Source organism: Rhizomicrobium sp. (assembly GCA_037200385.1).
In the GTDB taxonomy this organism is placed as follows: domain Bacteria; phylum Pseudomonadota; class Alphaproteobacteria; order Micropepsales; family Micropepsaceae; genus Rhizomicrobium.
This window is the reverse complement of the sequence record JBBCGL010000001.1, coordinates 529835-543359: the sequence shown is the minus strand read 5'-3', so window position 1 is coordinate 543359 and position 13525 is coordinate 529835. Positions and strand designations below refer to the sequence as shown.

The following is a 13525-nucleotide window of genomic DNA, read 5'->3' as shown; positions in this document are numbered from 1 at the left end:
AGTCCGGTTAACCCGCGTTTACGAAATCGCGCATGAAGGCGGCGCGGGTTTCGGGGTCATAGGCAATGGCGGGACTATGGCCCCAGACGGGGCCCGGCCAGGCCGGGTCGCCGGGATTGCGCGCGACGACATGGACATGAAGTTGCGGCACCAGATTGCCGAGCGCCCCGATATTGATCTTGGCGCAACCGGTGAGCTGCTGGAGCGCCTGCGCGGCCTGCGCGATCTCTTCGACAAGCGCGATGCGATCGGCGTCCGAAAGGTCGAACAGCTCGACCGCCGCCGCGACGCGGGGCACCAGCACGAGCCAGCGATAGCGCGAATCGTTCATCAGCAGCACGCGCGACAACGGGCGGTCGGCGATGACGATGGTATCGGCTTCGAGGCGCGGATGCAGGAGGAAATCCACCATCAGGCCAGACCCAGCACGCCGTGCGGGATGAAGCCCTGGCGCCAGGCGAGGAAGCCGACATAGGCGGCATAGCCGAGGACGAGCAGCGCGCCTTTCGGCCGTGTCAGGCGCCAATTCGACGAGAGCAGCGGCAGGAGCAGCACGGTGGCGCCGAGCATCGCAAATACATCGGCGGCGGCGAAGACCGGCGAAACGCTCAGCGGCCGCACCAACGCGGCGATGCCGAGCACGCCGAACACGTTGAAGACGCTGGCGGTGATGAGATGGCCGATGGCGATCTGGGTATGGCCGCGCAGCATGGCGATCACGGTGACGCCAAGGACCGGCAGCGACACGCCGAGCGCGACGACGGTCAGCGCCACGGCCGAGAGCGGGACGTTCCAGAGCGCGCTGAGCCCCAGCGCCCCGCCCGTGGTGAAATGGGCGCCCAGCAGCAGGCAGATCACGCCCACGGCGAGCGCGAACAAGCCGCCCGCCGCCGACGGGACTTCGCCCAGCGAGCGCTTTTCCGCCTCGGCGCAGGCGACGGAATGCTCCGCGGACCGGCGCCAGTCGGAGACGATGGCACCGATGGCGTAGACGACGAAGCCGCCGACCAGGAAGACGCCTTCGCGGCGGCCGATCTGGCCGTGCAGCGCCAGCAGGACCAGCACCGCGCTGGCCGCCAGCATCGCGCCGCCGTCGCGCAGCACGACTTTCGGGGCGCTCGGCATCGGCTGGATCAGCGCGCCAAGACCGAGAACCAGCAGCAGGTTGATGAGCGTGGCGCCGATCGCCGTGCCAACGGCGAGATCGGGGAGCTTCATGGCCGCGCCCTGGATCGCGACGGCCAGGGTGGGCGACGCGGTTCCGAGCGACAGGACGAACAGCCCGATGATGACGGGCGAGACGCCGAGCGCGCGCTTGAGCATGACGCCGCCGCGGATCACGCCCTCACCGCCGAGCGCGAGCAGGGCGAGGCCGGCGGCCAGGATCCACAGCACGGTATGAAAGCTGCTCACGAATTCCCCAACGCTGTCCCGCGCAGGAAACGGCGCGGATCGAAAGCGGCGATTCCATCCGCCTGTTCCAGGACGAGACGAGACAGGTTCCCCGCAATGGCCGGTGCAAAGAGGATGCCGTTGCGATACTGGCCGCCCGCCACGAAGAGCCGTCCGAGGGCCGTGCGACCGAGCAGCGGCAGCCGATCCGGCGTGGCGGGACGCAGGCCGGCCCAGCGCTCTACGATCTCCCAGCGCGCAAGCTCCGGCATCAGGGCGATGGCGCGGCTTGAGAGCCAGTCGGCGGCGGCCGCCGTCACGCTCGTATCGAAGCCGACCTCGGCCACGGTGGCGCCGATCAGCAGGCGGTCCCGGCGCGGGACGAGATAGACGTGGTTGCCCCAGACGACGTGGGGCGGCAGCGTGGCTCCTCGCGGTGGGGCGATGGCGATGATCTCGCCCTTGACCGGCCGGACCGGCGGCAGCGCCTCCGGCGGCAAGCCGCCGATGTCGCCGGACCAGGCGCCGGCGGCGAGGACGAAGGCGTCGGCTTCGAGCCGGCGGAACGGGGTGTCGATCGCGGCGACCTGATCGCCGGCAAGCTCGAAGCGGACAGCCGCCTCGTTCAGCGCCAGTTCGCCACCGGCGCGCACGAAGGCGACGGCCAAAGCCTGGCCGAGCGCCCGGCTGTCGACCTGGGCCTCATCCGGCGCCCAAAGCGCGCCGGCGATGTCCGGTGCCAACATCGGTTCTTTATCCAGGGTCTGCCGGATATCCAGGTGTTCGATGCCGCTCCAGTTCTCGAAGCCGGCGACTTCAGCGGGCGTTTGGGCGACCAGCAAAGCGCCGTTGCGGCGATAGAAGATTTCATGGCCGGACGCGGCCTCCAGCTCGCTGGCAAAGTCAGGCCATAAGCGGCTCGATTCATGCGCAAACTCGGCTTCCGGGGTTTGGGCGCCGCCGAGCTCGCCGGCGACCGCGATCATGCCCGCGGCGGCCCAGGTCGCACCATGGCCGGCCTGGCCGCGCTCGAGGATCGTGACCGCGACACCCGACTGGCGCAGGCGCCAGCCGACGCCCAAGCCCGCGACGCCTCCGCCGATGATGACGACCTTCATGATGGCTCCGCCGCAGCCGCGAGCCGGCCTCCGGCCGCGATAAAACAGGCAACCCCAATGACATAGGCGAGGATGCTGAACCAAGCCGGAAAGACGCAGGCGACGGCGAATGCGACGAAAAATTCGCTCTTGCCGACGAGGTCACCCGTCTGTGCGAGCAGACCCCCATGTCGGTCGGCGGGCATCCATGCGGCTGCCCGCACGACGAGCGCGAGCATCAGGAACATCGCGGCCAAGGCACGATCGGGCTCGGCCAGCGCGAAGGCAAAGGCCAGGCCGGCCGTCGCGGTGAGGTCGAGCAGCCGGTCGAGATAGGCGCCGAAGCGCGTCGCGCCAACATGCCGGGCGACCGCGCCGTCGAGCCTGTCGAACACCCGGCCCGCGACCAGGAAACCGAGGCCAAGGAGATAGCTCCGATGACCGACATCCCACATCGCCAGGACCGTGAACAGGAAGGCGGAGAGTGTCAGCGAATCGGCACGGATATGCAGCGCGGCCAGCCGCGCGGCCGCTGGCCCGATGAGGCGGTCGGTATGGCGGCGCAGGACGGGGTCGAGCATGGCGTCGGCTTATTGGGTTGATCGCGGACGGTCAAACCGCAGGACGGTGTCGGATGTACGGCGTAAGGGCGCCGCGAAAGACGATGCGCGGGATTTTCGCCGTCGTATAGTCTGCGCTGCGCGGGGACGGCATGCGCGGGGTGGCGACGATGAAAATTCGAGCAGCATTGGCAGGAGCACTGGCGGTCATGGCAGTGGGCATGGTTTCGAATGTCGCGTTCGGCGAGGTCGGGCGCGGCGACCGGTATTCGGGCGCGGCCTGGGCGACGCGCTCGCCGGCGCTGGGACAGCACGGCATGGCCGCGACCGCGGTGCCGCTGGCGACCGAGGTGGCGCTCGACATCCTGAAGAAGGGCGGCAGCGCGGTCGACGCGGCGATCGCGGCCAATGCGACGCTGGGCCTAATGGAGCCGGTATCGAACGGGATCGGCGGCGACCTGTTCGCCATCGTGTGGGATCCCAAGACGAAGAAGCTCTACGGCTATAACGGCTCGGGACGCTCGGCCAAGGGGCGCGACTTGGCGCGGCTGGTCGAGGAGATCAAGGCCGTGGCGGCGAAGACCGGCCAGCCCTATGTGCCGCACATCCCCAAATACGGCTCGCTGTCGATCACCGTGCCGGGCGCGGTCGATGGCTGGGATGCGCTGCATGCCCGGTTCGGGAAGCTGAAACTGGCGGACGACCTGGCGCCGGCGATCCACTATGCGGCCGACGGCTTTCCGGTGACGCAGCTCGTCTCGCTCTATTGGCGCGGCAACATGAAGGCCTTCGCGCGCGCCGGCGCGATGCTCGAGGAGCACGACAATGCGCGCCATACCTATCTGGTGGACGGCAAGGCGCCGGCGGAGGGCGAGATCTTCCGCAATCCCGACCTCGCGCACACCCTGTCATTGATCGCCAAGGGCGGGCGCGACGCCTACTACAAAGGGGAGATCGCGCACCGGATCGATGCCTATTTCAAGCGGATCGGCGGCGACCTGCGCTATGAGGATTTCGCGGCGCATCACGGCGAATGGGTCGAGCCGCTGGGCGTGAACTATCGCGGCTACGACGTCTATGAATTGCCGCCCAACAGCCAGGGCGCGGCGGTGCTGCAGATCCTGCAGATCCTCAAGGGCTTCGACCTCAAGAAGATGGGGGCCGGCTCGGCCGATGCGCTGACCGCGATGCTGGAGGCCAAGCGCCTGAGCTATGAGGATCTGGCGAAGTACTATGCCGATCCGGCCTTCGCGCATGTGCCGATGACCGAGCTCCTGTCGGACAAATACGCCGATGCGCGGCGCAAGCTGATCGATCTGTCGCATGCCAACCCGAATGTCGGGCCGGGCGATGCGCGGCTGGGCCAGGGCGACACCACCTATTTCACCACCGCCGACAAGGACGGGATGATGGTTTCGATCATCCAGTCGAACTATCGCGGCATGGGATCGGGGCTGGTGGCGGACGGGCTGGGCTTCATGTTCCAGGACCGCGGCGAGCTGTTCTCGCTCGACCCGGCTGCGGCCAATGTCTATGCGCCGGGCAAGCGGCCGTTCCAGACGATCATCCCGGGCTTCGTGATGAAGGACGGCCAGCCCTTCCTGGCCTTCGGCCTGATGGGCGGCGACATGCAGCCGCAAGGCCATGTCCAGGTGCTCAGCAACATCATCGATTTCGGGATGAACGTGCAGGAAGCCGGCGACGCGGCGCGCTGGTACCACCATGGCGGCAGCGAAGTCACCGGCGAAGGGCCGAGCGGCAACACGGTCGAGATGGAGAGCGGCTTCGACCCGGCGGTAAAAGCGGCGCTGGCGGCACGCGGCTATGACGTCAGGCCGGGCACGGGGTCGTTCGGCGGCTACCAGGCGATTATGTGGGACGCGAAGAACCGCGTGTACTGGGGCGGCTCGGAGATGCGCAAGGACGGGCTGGCGCTGGGGTATTGAATCAAAGCTGGCGCGCGCTCATGCCGGTTGCGTTGAGCAATTTCACGGCCCGCCTGTCGAACGAGACAAAGGTTTCGCCGCCCATCTGGCGTCCTTCAAAGGCGATCGCGCCATCCGCGAAGTCGCCACCGGCATCGAGCGTCGCAAGGCCCGCCTCGACCGCGGCACGATTGACGATCACGTTGGCGCCATTTGTCAGGCGGCGAATCGCGTCCGCGATGGCGTCGCGCGAGATCCTGTAGATGCGGGAAAGGACCCAGACCAATTCGCAGAGCGTCGACGTCCCGATCACCACCGCCTCGGCATCGTCCAGCGCAGCTTTGGCGATCCTGCTTTGCGTCGGATGATCCTCGGTGATGGCGCGCGCGAGCACATTCGTGTCGGCGATCATCTTCACCGCTTGCCGGCCCAACCGTCGGCGATGGCTTCGTTCATCTCTTCGATCGAAACCGGCCGTTGGCCCGGCCGCTTCAGAATCCCGAAGACATCGGAAATTCTGCCGGTCGGGGCAGCCTTCAGCCGGATTTCCCCGTTGGAAAGCTTATCGACCTCGACCTTGTCACCGGCGTGCACGCCGAGATGCTGCAGGACATCCTTGCGGAAGGTCACCTGCCCCTTGGACGTAACAGTCAGCGTGGTCTGTTTCATCCAGGGAACTGTAAGGCACTACTGCCTTACGGTCAAGCGGTCTGCCCTGCCCGCTCCGCCGCCTCCTCGTTGAGGCGCATCGTCCACAGCACGGCGATCATCGCCGCGAAGCTGGTCAGCGTGCCCGGCAGCCAGATGATGAGGCCGCCATAGTGCTGGTCGTTCAGCGCCGTCATCGGCAGCAGGCGGCCGCAGATCGTGTAGACCGGGTAGAAATCGCTGGTGGAGAGCGAGAGGATCGCGCCCAGCAGCATCTGCGGCAGCTCGATGAGCAGGATCATCAGGGCGCGCATCAGGTGCGAGAGCCGGGCGGGCGGCTTGGGCCGCGGGTCGAGCACCAGCGACCAGAACATCACGCCGTTGATCGCCATCGTCCAGTTCATCAGCGCGTAAAGATTGGCGTCGAGCATCACGCGGGTATGGATCGCGGGCAGCAGCCAGAAATACAGCAGGCCGACGAACAGCAGCGGCGCCACGGCCGGATGCTGGAGGACGTCCGCGAGACGGCGGAGCGGGCGCCAATCCAGAACCGGCGCCAGCACCGCCGGCATGCCGGCACGGAGCGTCGGTCCGGCCGCGCCCAGCGCGATCAGGAAGGCGCCGGCATGGTGCAGCACGAAATGCGCGGCGCGGTGGATGAAGAACATGTGCTGCGCCCAATAGTCGAAATGGGTCTGCAGCACCGCGTAGAAGGACAGGACGCCGAGAACGAAGCACGCCCCGCGCCACAGGGCGGGCCGGTCTTCAGGGCGCTGCGCACGCCAGCCGCGCCAGAACCAGAACAGGCTGAGCGTCGTCGCGAGATAGACCGGCCAGGAAAACTCCCAGGGCAGCCAGAACGGCAATTGCGCCGGGTAGAACTCGCAGGCGAGGTCGAGCCCGGCGCCAGCCAGGAGCAGCACGACATAGGGCTGTGCGGCGCGCAGGTTCGGACGGAAGGCTGGCCGGGACATCGCGCCCTTATAGATCGCAGCTCCCCGCGGTTTGCGAGGCGATTGGTCACAGCGGGCGCGGGCCGCCCTGCCCTGTATGACTCTGAACTCATGAGACGCTTCGCTGCCGCGCTCCTGCTCCTCCTGCTCGCCGCCTGCGGCCAGAAGCAAGCGGCGTGGCATGCCACCGACATCGACGGCGCGATGCCGCCGCTCGCACTGCTGCTGACGCGCGCCAATGACGGGCGGATCGTGCGCGCCGCCGATTATCGCGGCAAGGTGGTGGCGCTCTATTTCGGCTACACCCATTGCCCGGATGTCTGTCCGACGACGCTGGCGAACCTGTCGGAGGTGCTGCGGAAGCTCGGGCCGCGCGCCGATGGGATGCGGGTTCTGTTCGTGACGGTCGATCCCAACCGCGACACGGCCGCGCTCATGAAGGGCTATGTGCAGTCCTTCGCGCCGCAGATCGACGGGCTGCGCGGGACGGACGACCAGCTCGCGACGCTGGCGCGGCGCTATCGCGTCGCCTATCGCGTGACGCCGGCGGTGCAATACGACGTGATGCACTCCAATGCGGTGTTCTTCTTCGACCCGAAGGGCCAGGCGCGGCTGGTCGCGACCGAGACGAAGGACGTCGACGGGCTCGCGGCGGACGTCACCAGGCTCCTGCCCTAGCAATTCTCACAATTTTCGCGACGCGCGCCAGCGGGTCTTGCAATTCCCGTCACGTGTAATATATTTCTTACATGTGAATGTCGGAGTTGTCGCTTGCCCGTCACCGGAGACCGATTGCTGGCCGCGCTTGCGGCGCTTGCCAATCCGCATCGCCTCAGGATCGTGGCGGCACTGAAGGTCGACGGGCGCAATTATGTGAGCCAGCTGGCGCGCGAGGTCGGCATCAGCCGGCCGCTGCTCCACCTGCACCTGCAGAAGCTGGAGGACGCCGGGCTGGTGGCGAGCAAGCTGGAGCTCTCGTCCGACGGCAAGGCGCTCAATTATTTCGAGGTCACCGACTTCGCCTTCGAGATCAACCCGGCGGCCATCGCCAAGGCCGCCAAAACCCTAACCGAGAAGTGAAAGGCACAGACCCATGTCCCCCATCGTCTATTTCTCCACCATCGGCCTCCTCCTGGGCACGATCGTGATCGTGTTCGCGATGAAATATATCTCGGCTGCACGGGTCGCGCAGGCCCGCATCGCGGGCGACGACGCGGCGGCGGTGCTGGGCGGCATCCGCGCCGATCTCAGCGAGATCAAGACGCGCCTCGCCGTCGTCGAGAAGATCTTGAAAGAGGTCGAATGATGCGCGCAGGCTGGTCGCCCGCCACCAAGGCCCGGATCGGCGGGGCGCTGTATCTCGCGGTGATCCTGTGCGGCGGCTTCGCGGAGATCGCGGTGCGGCAGGCCGTGTTCGCGCCCGGCGATGCGGCGCGCACATCGGCGAACATCCTTTCGCACGAGACCCTGTACCGGCTGGGCCTGCTCGCCGATCTGCTGCCGCTGCTGTTCAACATGGCTCTGGGGGCGGTCTTCTATGACCTGTTCCGGCCCGTGAACGCCACCGGCGCAAGGCTGGTGGTGTTCTTCACGCTGGCGGGCAGCGCGGTGCAGGCGAGCATGCTTCTGTTCCATCTCATGCCGCTGATCGTGCTCAAGAGCGCAGGGCTGGGCGCGTTCGCGCTGGAGCAGCGCGAGGCCCTCGCCTATCTGGCGCTGCGCCTGCAGAGCAACGGCTACAACATCGCGCTCGCCTTCTTCGGCTGCTTCGGGTTGAGCCTGGGCGCGCTGATCCTGAAGTCGCGCTTCCTGCCGCGCGTGCTCGGCGTGCTGATGGCACTGGCGGGCGCCTGTTACCTGACCAACAGCCTGCTCGGCCTCGTCGCACCGCAGATGACGTCGATGCTGCTGCTGATCCCCTGCCTGCTGGGCGAAGGCGCACTGACGCTTTGGCTGCTGCTGGCCGGGGTGAACACCGCGCGCTGGCGGGCGCAGGCCGAAGCCGCTTGATCTTGGAAAGGATACGACGATGACCGAGGTTCCCCTTTGGCGGCTTTACGCGTTGCGCGCGACCTATCTGATCATCCTGGTGGGCATGGGCGTGCAGGTGTGGCCTTCGATCTGGCATCACGACCATCCCTGGGAGCTGATGCAGGGCGTCGTGAAATGCATGCTGGCGGCGGTGACGGTGATGGCGGCGCTCGGGCTGCGCTATCCGCTCAAGATGCTGCCGCTGCTGTTCTTCGAGATGGTGTGGAAGGGGTTGTGGCTGGGGGTGGTGGCGCTGCCGCTGTGGCGCGCGGGCACGCTCGACGCCGACACGATGGAGACGGTGGTCGCCTGCGCGATGGGGGTGATCTTCCCGGTGGTGATCCCGTGGCGGTATGCGGCGGCGACGTATCTGCGCGAGCCGGGGAACCGGTGGGTGGTGCGCGGAGCGGCGCGGGGCGTGGTGGCGGCGGCGTGAACCCCCACTGTCATCCCGGGCGAGCGTAGCGAGACCCGGGACCCATCGAGCAGGTGTCTGAATGGGTCCCGGCTCTGCGCGATGCTCCCGCATCGCTTGGCCGGGATGACAGCTGTTTTCAGATGTGCAGCGCAATTTTGTCCGCATCCAGCACCGCTTCGTGCAACATCTCCGACAGCGTCGGATGCGGGAAGATCGTGTCCTGGAGCTCGACATCGGTGAGCTCGCCGGTCTTGGCGACGGTGTAGCTGTTGATCAGCTCCGTGACCTCGGCACCGATCATGTGCGCGCCCAGCAATTCGCCGGTGTCGGCGTCGAACACCGTCTTGACCAGGCCTTCGGCCTCGCCCAGCGCGATCGCCTTGCCGTTGCCGATGAAGGGGAAGCGGCCGACCTTGATCTTGCGGCCCGTCGCCTTGGCCTTCGCTTCCGTCAGGCCGACGCTCGCGACCTGCGGCCAGCAATAGGTGCAGCCCGGCACATTCGCGGTGTTGAGCGGATGGACGCCCTTCACGCCCGCGATGCGCTCGGCGACGATGACGCCTTCATGCATCGCCTTGTGCGCCAGCCAGGGCGCGCCCACCAGGTCGCCGATCGCCCAGACGCCCGGCGCGCCGGTCTCGCCCCATTCGTTCGCGACGACATGGGTGCGGTCGACCTTGATGCCGGCCTGTTCGAGCCCGATGTTCTCGACATTGCCGACGATGCCGACCGCGAGGATCACGCGCTCCACGGTCAGCGTCTCGGTCTTGCCGTCCTTCGTCTTGAGCGTCGCGGTGACGCTGTCCTGGCCCTTGTCCAGTTTCTCGACGGTGGTGCCGAGCTTGATCGTCATGCCCTGCTTGACGAACGCCTTCTGGGCAAAAGCGGAAATCTCCTCGTCCTCCACCGGCAGGACGCGGTCGAGGACCTCGACCACCGTCACCTCGGCGCCGAGGGTGCGGTAGAAGCTCGCAAACTCGATGCCGATAGCACCGGAGCCGACGATCAGCAGCGATTTGGGAAAAGCCGGTGGGACCATCGCCTCGCGATAGGTCCAGACCAGCTTGCCGTCGGGCTCCATGCCGGGGAAGGTGCGGGCGCGCGCGCCGGTGGCGAGCACGATGTTCTTCGCGGCATATTCCTCGGTCTTGCCGTCCTTGGTCACCGCGAGCTTGCCCTTGGCGCCAAGCTTCGCCTCGCCGGCGATGACCGTGATCTTGTGCTTCTTCATCAGGAAGCCGACGCCATTGGAGAGCTGCTGCGCGACCTTGCGCGAGCGCTCGACGATCCTGGCGATGTCGAATTTGAGATTGTCGGCGCTGAAGCCGAACTCGTTCAGCCGGTGCATCAGGTGCCAGATCTCGGACGAGCGCAACAAGGCCTTGGTCGGGATGCAGCCCCAGTTGAGGCAGATGCCGCCGAGCCGGTCGCGCTCCACCACCGCGGTCTTGAGGCCGAGCTGGGCACAGCGGATGGCGCAGACATAACCGCCCGGTCCGCCACCCACCACGATCACGTCGAACGAGTCAGCCAAGGGGATTGCCTCCGAAAACGCTCAGCGCCAGCACGGCGAGGAAGGCCGGCAGCAGGCAGAAGATGCAGTAGATGGCGGAAATGAAGAAGAACTTGACGCTCGTGATGAGCCAGCCCTGGCCGTAGAACCGCTTCATCGCGAGGAAGATGTAGACCGACAGCGCGATGAAGGTCAGCCACGCCACCGTGCCGCCCGCCAGAACCTGCGCCAGGCCCACCGCGGCGATCAGGACCGCGAACATGAAGGTGTGGATGCTGAGCGAGAACACCAGATGGTCGACGAGGTAGAAATCCTTGCGCCGCCGCAGATGGAACAGCGCGAGCACCAGCGCATAGATCGGCAGCAGGCAGAACAGCGCGCGCGGGATCCAGTCGGTCAGCGGGCCGTTGAGCGCCGCGGGATCGGCGGCGAGCTTGTTCAGCGTGCCGTAGATGCTGCTCTGGACACGGTCGGCCTGTTTCTGGCCCGGACCGTCGATCTTGATCGCTGGGGTGTCGAGCAGCCGGGCGGCTTCGGCCGGCGTCAGATTGGAGTGGTAAGCGCCGATGCGGGCGAAGAAGTGCGACTGCTGGGTGTAGGTGAAGACGCCGCCCGGCCGTTCGGCCTTTTCCTTCTTGATTTCGAGCAGCGGCGGAATGACCTTCTTCATGTCCGCATCGTCGTCCGCGTCGCCGGAGGCCGGATTGGGGATGTAATACTTGCCGTTCAGGTGGATCACCTTCTGCGGCGTGGCCGTGACGATGATCTGCAGGATCGCGATGTTGGTCACGCTGAGCAGCAGGAAGAAGACCAGCGAGACGAACAGGTAGAGGCGAATCGACGGCACGTAAGGCTGGGTGCGGCCCTGGCGGAAGGCCGCCGGCAGCTCGCCCGGCTGCAACAGCAGCGCCCGCGCGGTGCGCAGGATGCGGCTGTCGAAATTGATCAGGTCGACGACGAAATCGTGCAGCAGGCCGCGCACCGAGCGGCGGCGCGTCTTGGTCGGCTGGCCGCAGACCGCGCAATAGGCACCGAGCAGCGGATGGGCGCAATTGGCGCAGGCGCCGGTCTTGGCGCCGCGCGCGGCCAGCGCCGAGGCGGCGATCTCGAACGCCGCGACGCTTCCGGTTTCGACGATTGCCTCGATGTCGCCCGTCATGCCTGCCCTCACAAGAGCATCGATGCCGGTTCTTCGATATACTGCTTGAACGCCGCGAGGAAGCGCGCGCCGGTCGCGCCGTCGATCACGCGGTGGTCGCAGGAGAGCGTGACGGTCATCACCGTGGCGATCTCGACCTTGTCGCCGACGACCACGGCGCGCTTCTCGCCGGCGCCGACCGCGAGGATCGCGGCGTGCGGCGGGTTGATCACGGCGGTGAATTCCTTGATCCCGAACATGCCGAGATTGGAGATCGCGAAACTGCCGCCTTCGAATTCGGCCGGCTTGAGTTTCTTGGTGCGGGCGCGTTCGGCGAGGGCTCTCACCTCATTGGAGATCGCGGCAAGACCTTTGGTCTCGGCGGCGAAGACGATGGGCGTGATCAGGCCGAAATCGAGCGCCACCGCGACGCCGACATCGGCATGCTTGTGGCGCAGGATCGCGGTGTCGGTCCAGCTCGCATTGACCTCCGGCACGCGCAGCAAGGACAGCGCCGAGGCCTTCACGACGAAATCGTTGACCGAAAGCTTGAAGCCTCCGGCCTCGCCGCCCCCGGGGGCCGGCTTGGGCGACGTCGCATTCAGGCTTGCGCGCGTCGCCAGCAGCGTGTCGATGCGGCATTCGACCGTCAGGTAGTAATGCGGGATGAGCGTCTTGGCCGAGGTGAGCCGGCGCGCGATCGCCTTGCGCATCGCGTCATGCGGGATCTCTTCGTAGTCCTCGGGCTTGAAGAAGGCGCGGGCATCGGGGAGCGGCGCGATGCCGGCCGGACTTTGCGTGGCGGGCTGGGCCTGTGGCGCGGCCGGCGCCTTGGCGGCGGCGGCCGGCTTCGCGCCGGGCTGGGCAGCTTCGACATCGGATTTGACGATGCGGCCGCGCGGGCCGGTGCCCTGAACCGCGGAAAGGTCGACGCCTTTTTGCTCCGCAATGCGGCGGGCGAGCGGCGAGGCGAAGACGCGGTCGGCGCCGGCGGACGGCGCAGCCGCAGCCGGTACCGCTGGCGTAGCGGGCGCCGCCGGCGGCTTTGGTGCAGCAGCCGTCTTCGGCGCCGCTTCGGAGGTCACCGCGCTCTTGATCGATTGCATCGCCGAAGCAATATCGACCTTGGCATCCGCCTTCTCGCCATCGCCCAGCAGCGTGGCGATCGGGACGTTGACCTTGACGCCTTCGGTGCCTTCGGCGACCAGCAGCTTGCCGATCTTGCCTTCGTCAACCGCCTCGAACTCCATCGTCGCCTTGTCGGTCTCGATCTCGGCCAGGATGTCGCCGGACTTCACCGTGTCGCCTTCCTTGACGAGCCACTTGGCGAGCTTGCCCTCTTCCATCGTGGGCGACAGCGCGGGCATGAGGATCTGCGTGGCCACTAGCGGCTCTCCAGCGGCGCGAGGCTGGCCGCGTTGTCTTCCCAGTGCTTGCCGTCGAACTCGGTCGTCGTCACCGAGGCGAAGGCGTCGGGGTCGTCGAGGCAGCGGAAATTCACGCTCCAGCCGTCGGGATGCGAGCGCGGGACGTAGAAACCCTTGATGCCGCAGATCGCGCAGAAGGTGTGCTTCGCGGTCCGGGTGTTGAAGGTGTAGGTCGTGAGCTTGTCTTCGCCGGCGGTGACGCGGAAATCGGATCGCGGCACGATCAGATGCAGGAAACCGGTCTTGGCGCACATCGAGCAGTTGCAGTCGACGAGCTCGACTTCGTCGCCGGTGCGCACTTCGAACGTCACGGCACCGCAATGGCAGGCGCCCCGGTGCCAAGCTTTCGGTTTCGCCGGTTTCTTCATTCGTCCCTCAACCGTCATGGGCGGGCTCGAGCCGCCCATCCAACGTTTCCCCGTC

The 13525-nt window shown here is 66.9% G+C and carries 17 protein-coding genes; 6 read left to right on the top strand and 11 right to left on the bottom strand.

Annotated elements, in window-relative coordinates; genetic code table 11:
* Window positions 1-7: 7 nt before the first annotated feature.
* The 4 genes from WDM91_02420 to WDM91_02405 are packed head-to-tail and all read right to left on the bottom strand — an operon-like array spanning window position 8 to window position 3070.
* Window positions 8-412, bottom strand: coding sequence for an HIT domain-containing protein (locus tag WDM91_02420; protein ID MEI9993424.1), 405 nt, complete (start codon window positions 410-412; stop codon window positions 8-10).
* The gene (locus WDM91_02415) at window positions 412-1413 is read right to left on the bottom strand and encodes a sodium:calcium antiporter (protein MEI9993423.1); all 1002 of its coding nucleotides are present in this window, start codon (window positions 1411-1413) and stop codon (window positions 412-414) included. The genes WDM91_02420 and WDM91_02415 overlap by 1 nt, the downstream gene beginning before the upstream one ends.
* Complete coding sequence (gene thiO, locus WDM91_02410) at window positions 1410-2510, bottom strand: glycine oxidase ThiO (GenBank protein ID MEI9993422.1); 1101 nt, start codon at window positions 2508-2510, stop codon at window positions 1410-1412. Before thiO ends, WDM91_02415 begins: the two co-directional genes overlap by 4 nt.
* Entirely contained in the window at window positions 2507-3070 is a 564-nt protein-coding gene (locus WDM91_02405; GenBank protein MEI9993421.1) for a CDP-alcohol phosphatidyltransferase family protein, read from the bottom strand. Before WDM91_02405 ends, thiO begins: the two co-directional genes overlap by 4 nt.
* A gap of 149 nt (window positions 3071-3219) precedes the next feature.
* On the opposite strand from WDM91_02405, the gene ggt reads away from it, so the two are divergent.
* Window positions 3220-4995 (top strand): gamma-glutamyltransferase, encoded by a 1776-nt coding sequence (gene ggt / locus WDM91_02400; protein ID MEI9993420.1) that lies wholly within the window; start codon window positions 3220-3222, stop codon window positions 4993-4995.
* A gap of 1 nt (window position 4996) precedes the next feature.
* Here ggt and WDM91_02395 read toward each other — a convergent pair whose 3' ends face one another.
* Genes WDM91_02395 through WDM91_02385 form a run of 3 tightly spaced genes read right to left on the bottom strand, consistent with a single transcriptional unit; the run spans window position 4997 to window position 6596 of the window.
* Window positions 4997-5386, bottom strand: coding sequence for a type II toxin-antitoxin system VapC family toxin (locus WDM91_02395; GenBank protein MEI9993419.1), 390 nt, complete (start codon window positions 5384-5386; stop codon window positions 4997-4999).
* Window positions 5387-5388: 2 nt separating this feature from the next.
* A complete protein-coding gene (locus tag WDM91_02390; GenBank protein MEI9993418.1) occupies window positions 5389-5643 on the bottom strand; it encodes an AbrB/MazE/SpoVT family DNA-binding domain-containing protein in 255 nt (84 codons plus the stop codon).
* 32 nt (window positions 5644-5675) lie between these two features.
* Complete coding sequence (locus tag WDM91_02385; GenBank protein ID MEI9993417.1) at window positions 5676-6596, bottom strand: cytochrome c oxidase assembly protein; 921 nt, start codon at window positions 6594-6596, stop codon at window positions 5676-5678.
* A gap of 90 nt (window positions 6597-6686) precedes the next feature.
* Between WDM91_02385 and WDM91_02380 the strand changes: the two genes are divergently transcribed.
* From WDM91_02380 to WDM91_02360, 5 genes are all read left to right on the top strand, one after another.
* Window positions 6687-7253 carry an SCO family protein gene (locus tag WDM91_02380; protein ID MEI9993416.1) on the top strand — a complete coding sequence of 189 codons (567 nt, stop codon included), beginning with the start codon at window positions 6687-6689 and terminating at the stop codon, window positions 7251-7253.
* A 93-nt stretch (window positions 7254-7346) separates the two neighbouring features.
* Window positions 7347-7655, top strand: coding sequence for a winged helix-turn-helix domain-containing protein (locus WDM91_02375; GenBank protein ID MEI9993415.1), 309 nt, complete (start codon window positions 7347-7349; stop codon window positions 7653-7655).
* Window positions 7656-7668: 13 nt separating this feature from the next.
* Window positions 7669-7881 (top strand): hypothetical protein, encoded by a 213-nt coding sequence (locus tag WDM91_02370; GenBank protein ID MEI9993414.1) that lies wholly within the window; start codon window positions 7669-7671, stop codon window positions 7879-7881.
* Complete coding sequence (locus WDM91_02365; GenBank protein ID MEI9993413.1) at window positions 7878-8585, top strand: DUF4386 domain-containing protein; 708 nt, start codon at window positions 7878-7880, stop codon at window positions 8583-8585. Before WDM91_02370 ends, WDM91_02365 begins: the two co-directional genes overlap by 4 nt.
* A gap of 19 nt (window positions 8586-8604) precedes the next feature.
* Entirely contained in the window at window positions 8605-9042 is a 438-nt protein-coding gene (locus WDM91_02360; protein MEI9993412.1) for a hypothetical protein, read from the top strand.
* A gap of 118 nt (window positions 9043-9160) precedes the next feature.
* Here WDM91_02360 and lpdA read toward each other — a convergent pair whose 3' ends face one another.
* From lpdA to WDM91_02340, 4 genes are read right to left on the bottom strand one after another with little or no spacing between them, the layout of a single operon-like run.
* Complete coding sequence (gene lpdA / locus WDM91_02355) at window positions 9161-10558, bottom strand: dihydrolipoyl dehydrogenase (GenBank protein ID MEI9993411.1); 1398 nt, start codon at window positions 10556-10558, stop codon at window positions 9161-9163.
* Window positions 10551-11696 (bottom strand): DUF3667 domain-containing protein, encoded by a 1146-nt coding sequence (locus WDM91_02350; GenBank protein MEI9993410.1) that lies wholly within the window; start codon window positions 11694-11696, stop codon window positions 10551-10553. The genes lpdA and WDM91_02350 overlap by 8 nt, the downstream gene beginning before the upstream one ends.
* Before the next feature lie 8 nt (window positions 11697-11704).
* Window positions 11705-13060: a pyruvate dehydrogenase complex dihydrolipoamide acetyltransferase gene (locus WDM91_02345; GenBank protein ID MEI9993409.1), complete on the bottom strand. Its 1356-nt coding sequence runs from the start codon at window positions 13058-13060 to the stop codon at window positions 11705-11707.
* Entirely contained in the window at window positions 13060-13470 is a 411-nt protein-coding gene (locus WDM91_02340; protein MEI9993408.1) for a GFA family protein, read from the bottom strand. The genes WDM91_02345 and WDM91_02340 overlap by 1 nt, the downstream gene beginning before the upstream one ends.
* Between the last annotated feature and the right edge of the window lie 55 nt (window positions 13471-13525).

What these genes read in the sequence shown, in the direction of transcription:
- WDM91_02420 (MEI9993424.1), bottom strand. Translation starts at nt 412, where the DNA reads ATGGTGGATTTCCTCCTGCATCCGCGCCTCGAAGCCGATACCATCGTC.
- thiO (MEI9993422.1), bottom strand. Translation starts at nt 2,510, where the DNA reads ATGAAGGTCGTCATCATCGGCGGAGGCGTCGCGGGCTTGGGCGTCGGC.
- WDM91_02405 (MEI9993421.1), bottom strand. Translation starts at nt 3,070, where the DNA reads ATGCTCGACCCCGTCCTGCGCCGCCATACCGACCGCCTCATCGGGCCA.
- ggt (MEI9993420.1), top strand. Translation starts at nt 3,220, where the DNA reads ATGAAAATTCGAGCAGCATTGGCAGGAGCACTGGCGGTCATGGCAGTG.
- WDM91_02395 (MEI9993419.1), bottom strand. Translation starts at nt 5,386, where the DNA reads ATGATCGCCGACACGAATGTGCTCGCGCGCGCCATCACCGAGGATCAT.
- WDM91_02390 (MEI9993418.1), bottom strand. Translation starts at nt 5,643, where the DNA reads ATGAAACAGACCACGCTGACTGTTACGTCCAAGGGGCAGGTGACCTTC.
- WDM91_02385 (MEI9993417.1), bottom strand. Translation starts at nt 6,596, where the DNA reads ATGTCCCGGCCAGCCTTCCGTCCGAACCTGCGCGCCGCACAGCCCTAT.
- WDM91_02380 (MEI9993416.1), top strand. Translation starts at nt 6,687, where the DNA reads ATGAGACGCTTCGCTGCCGCGCTCCTGCTCCTCCTGCTCGCCGCCTGC.
- WDM91_02370 (MEI9993414.1), top strand. Translation starts at nt 7,669, where the DNA reads ATGTCCCCCATCGTCTATTTCTCCACCATCGGCCTCCTCCTGGGCACG.
- WDM91_02365 (MEI9993413.1), top strand. Translation starts at nt 7,878, where the DNA reads ATGATGCGCGCAGGCTGGTCGCCCGCCACCAAGGCCCGGATCGGCGGG.
- WDM91_02360 (MEI9993412.1), top strand. Translation starts at nt 8,605, where the DNA reads ATGACCGAGGTTCCCCTTTGGCGGCTTTACGCGTTGCGCGCGACCTAT.
- WDM91_02350 (MEI9993410.1), bottom strand. Translation starts at nt 11,696, where the DNA reads ATGACGGGCGACATCGAGGCAATCGTCGAAACCGGAAGCGTCGCGGCG.
- WDM91_02340 (MEI9993408.1), bottom strand. Translation starts at nt 13,470, where the DNA reads ATGAAGAAACCGGCGAAACCGAAAGCTTGGCACCGGGGCGCCTGCCAT.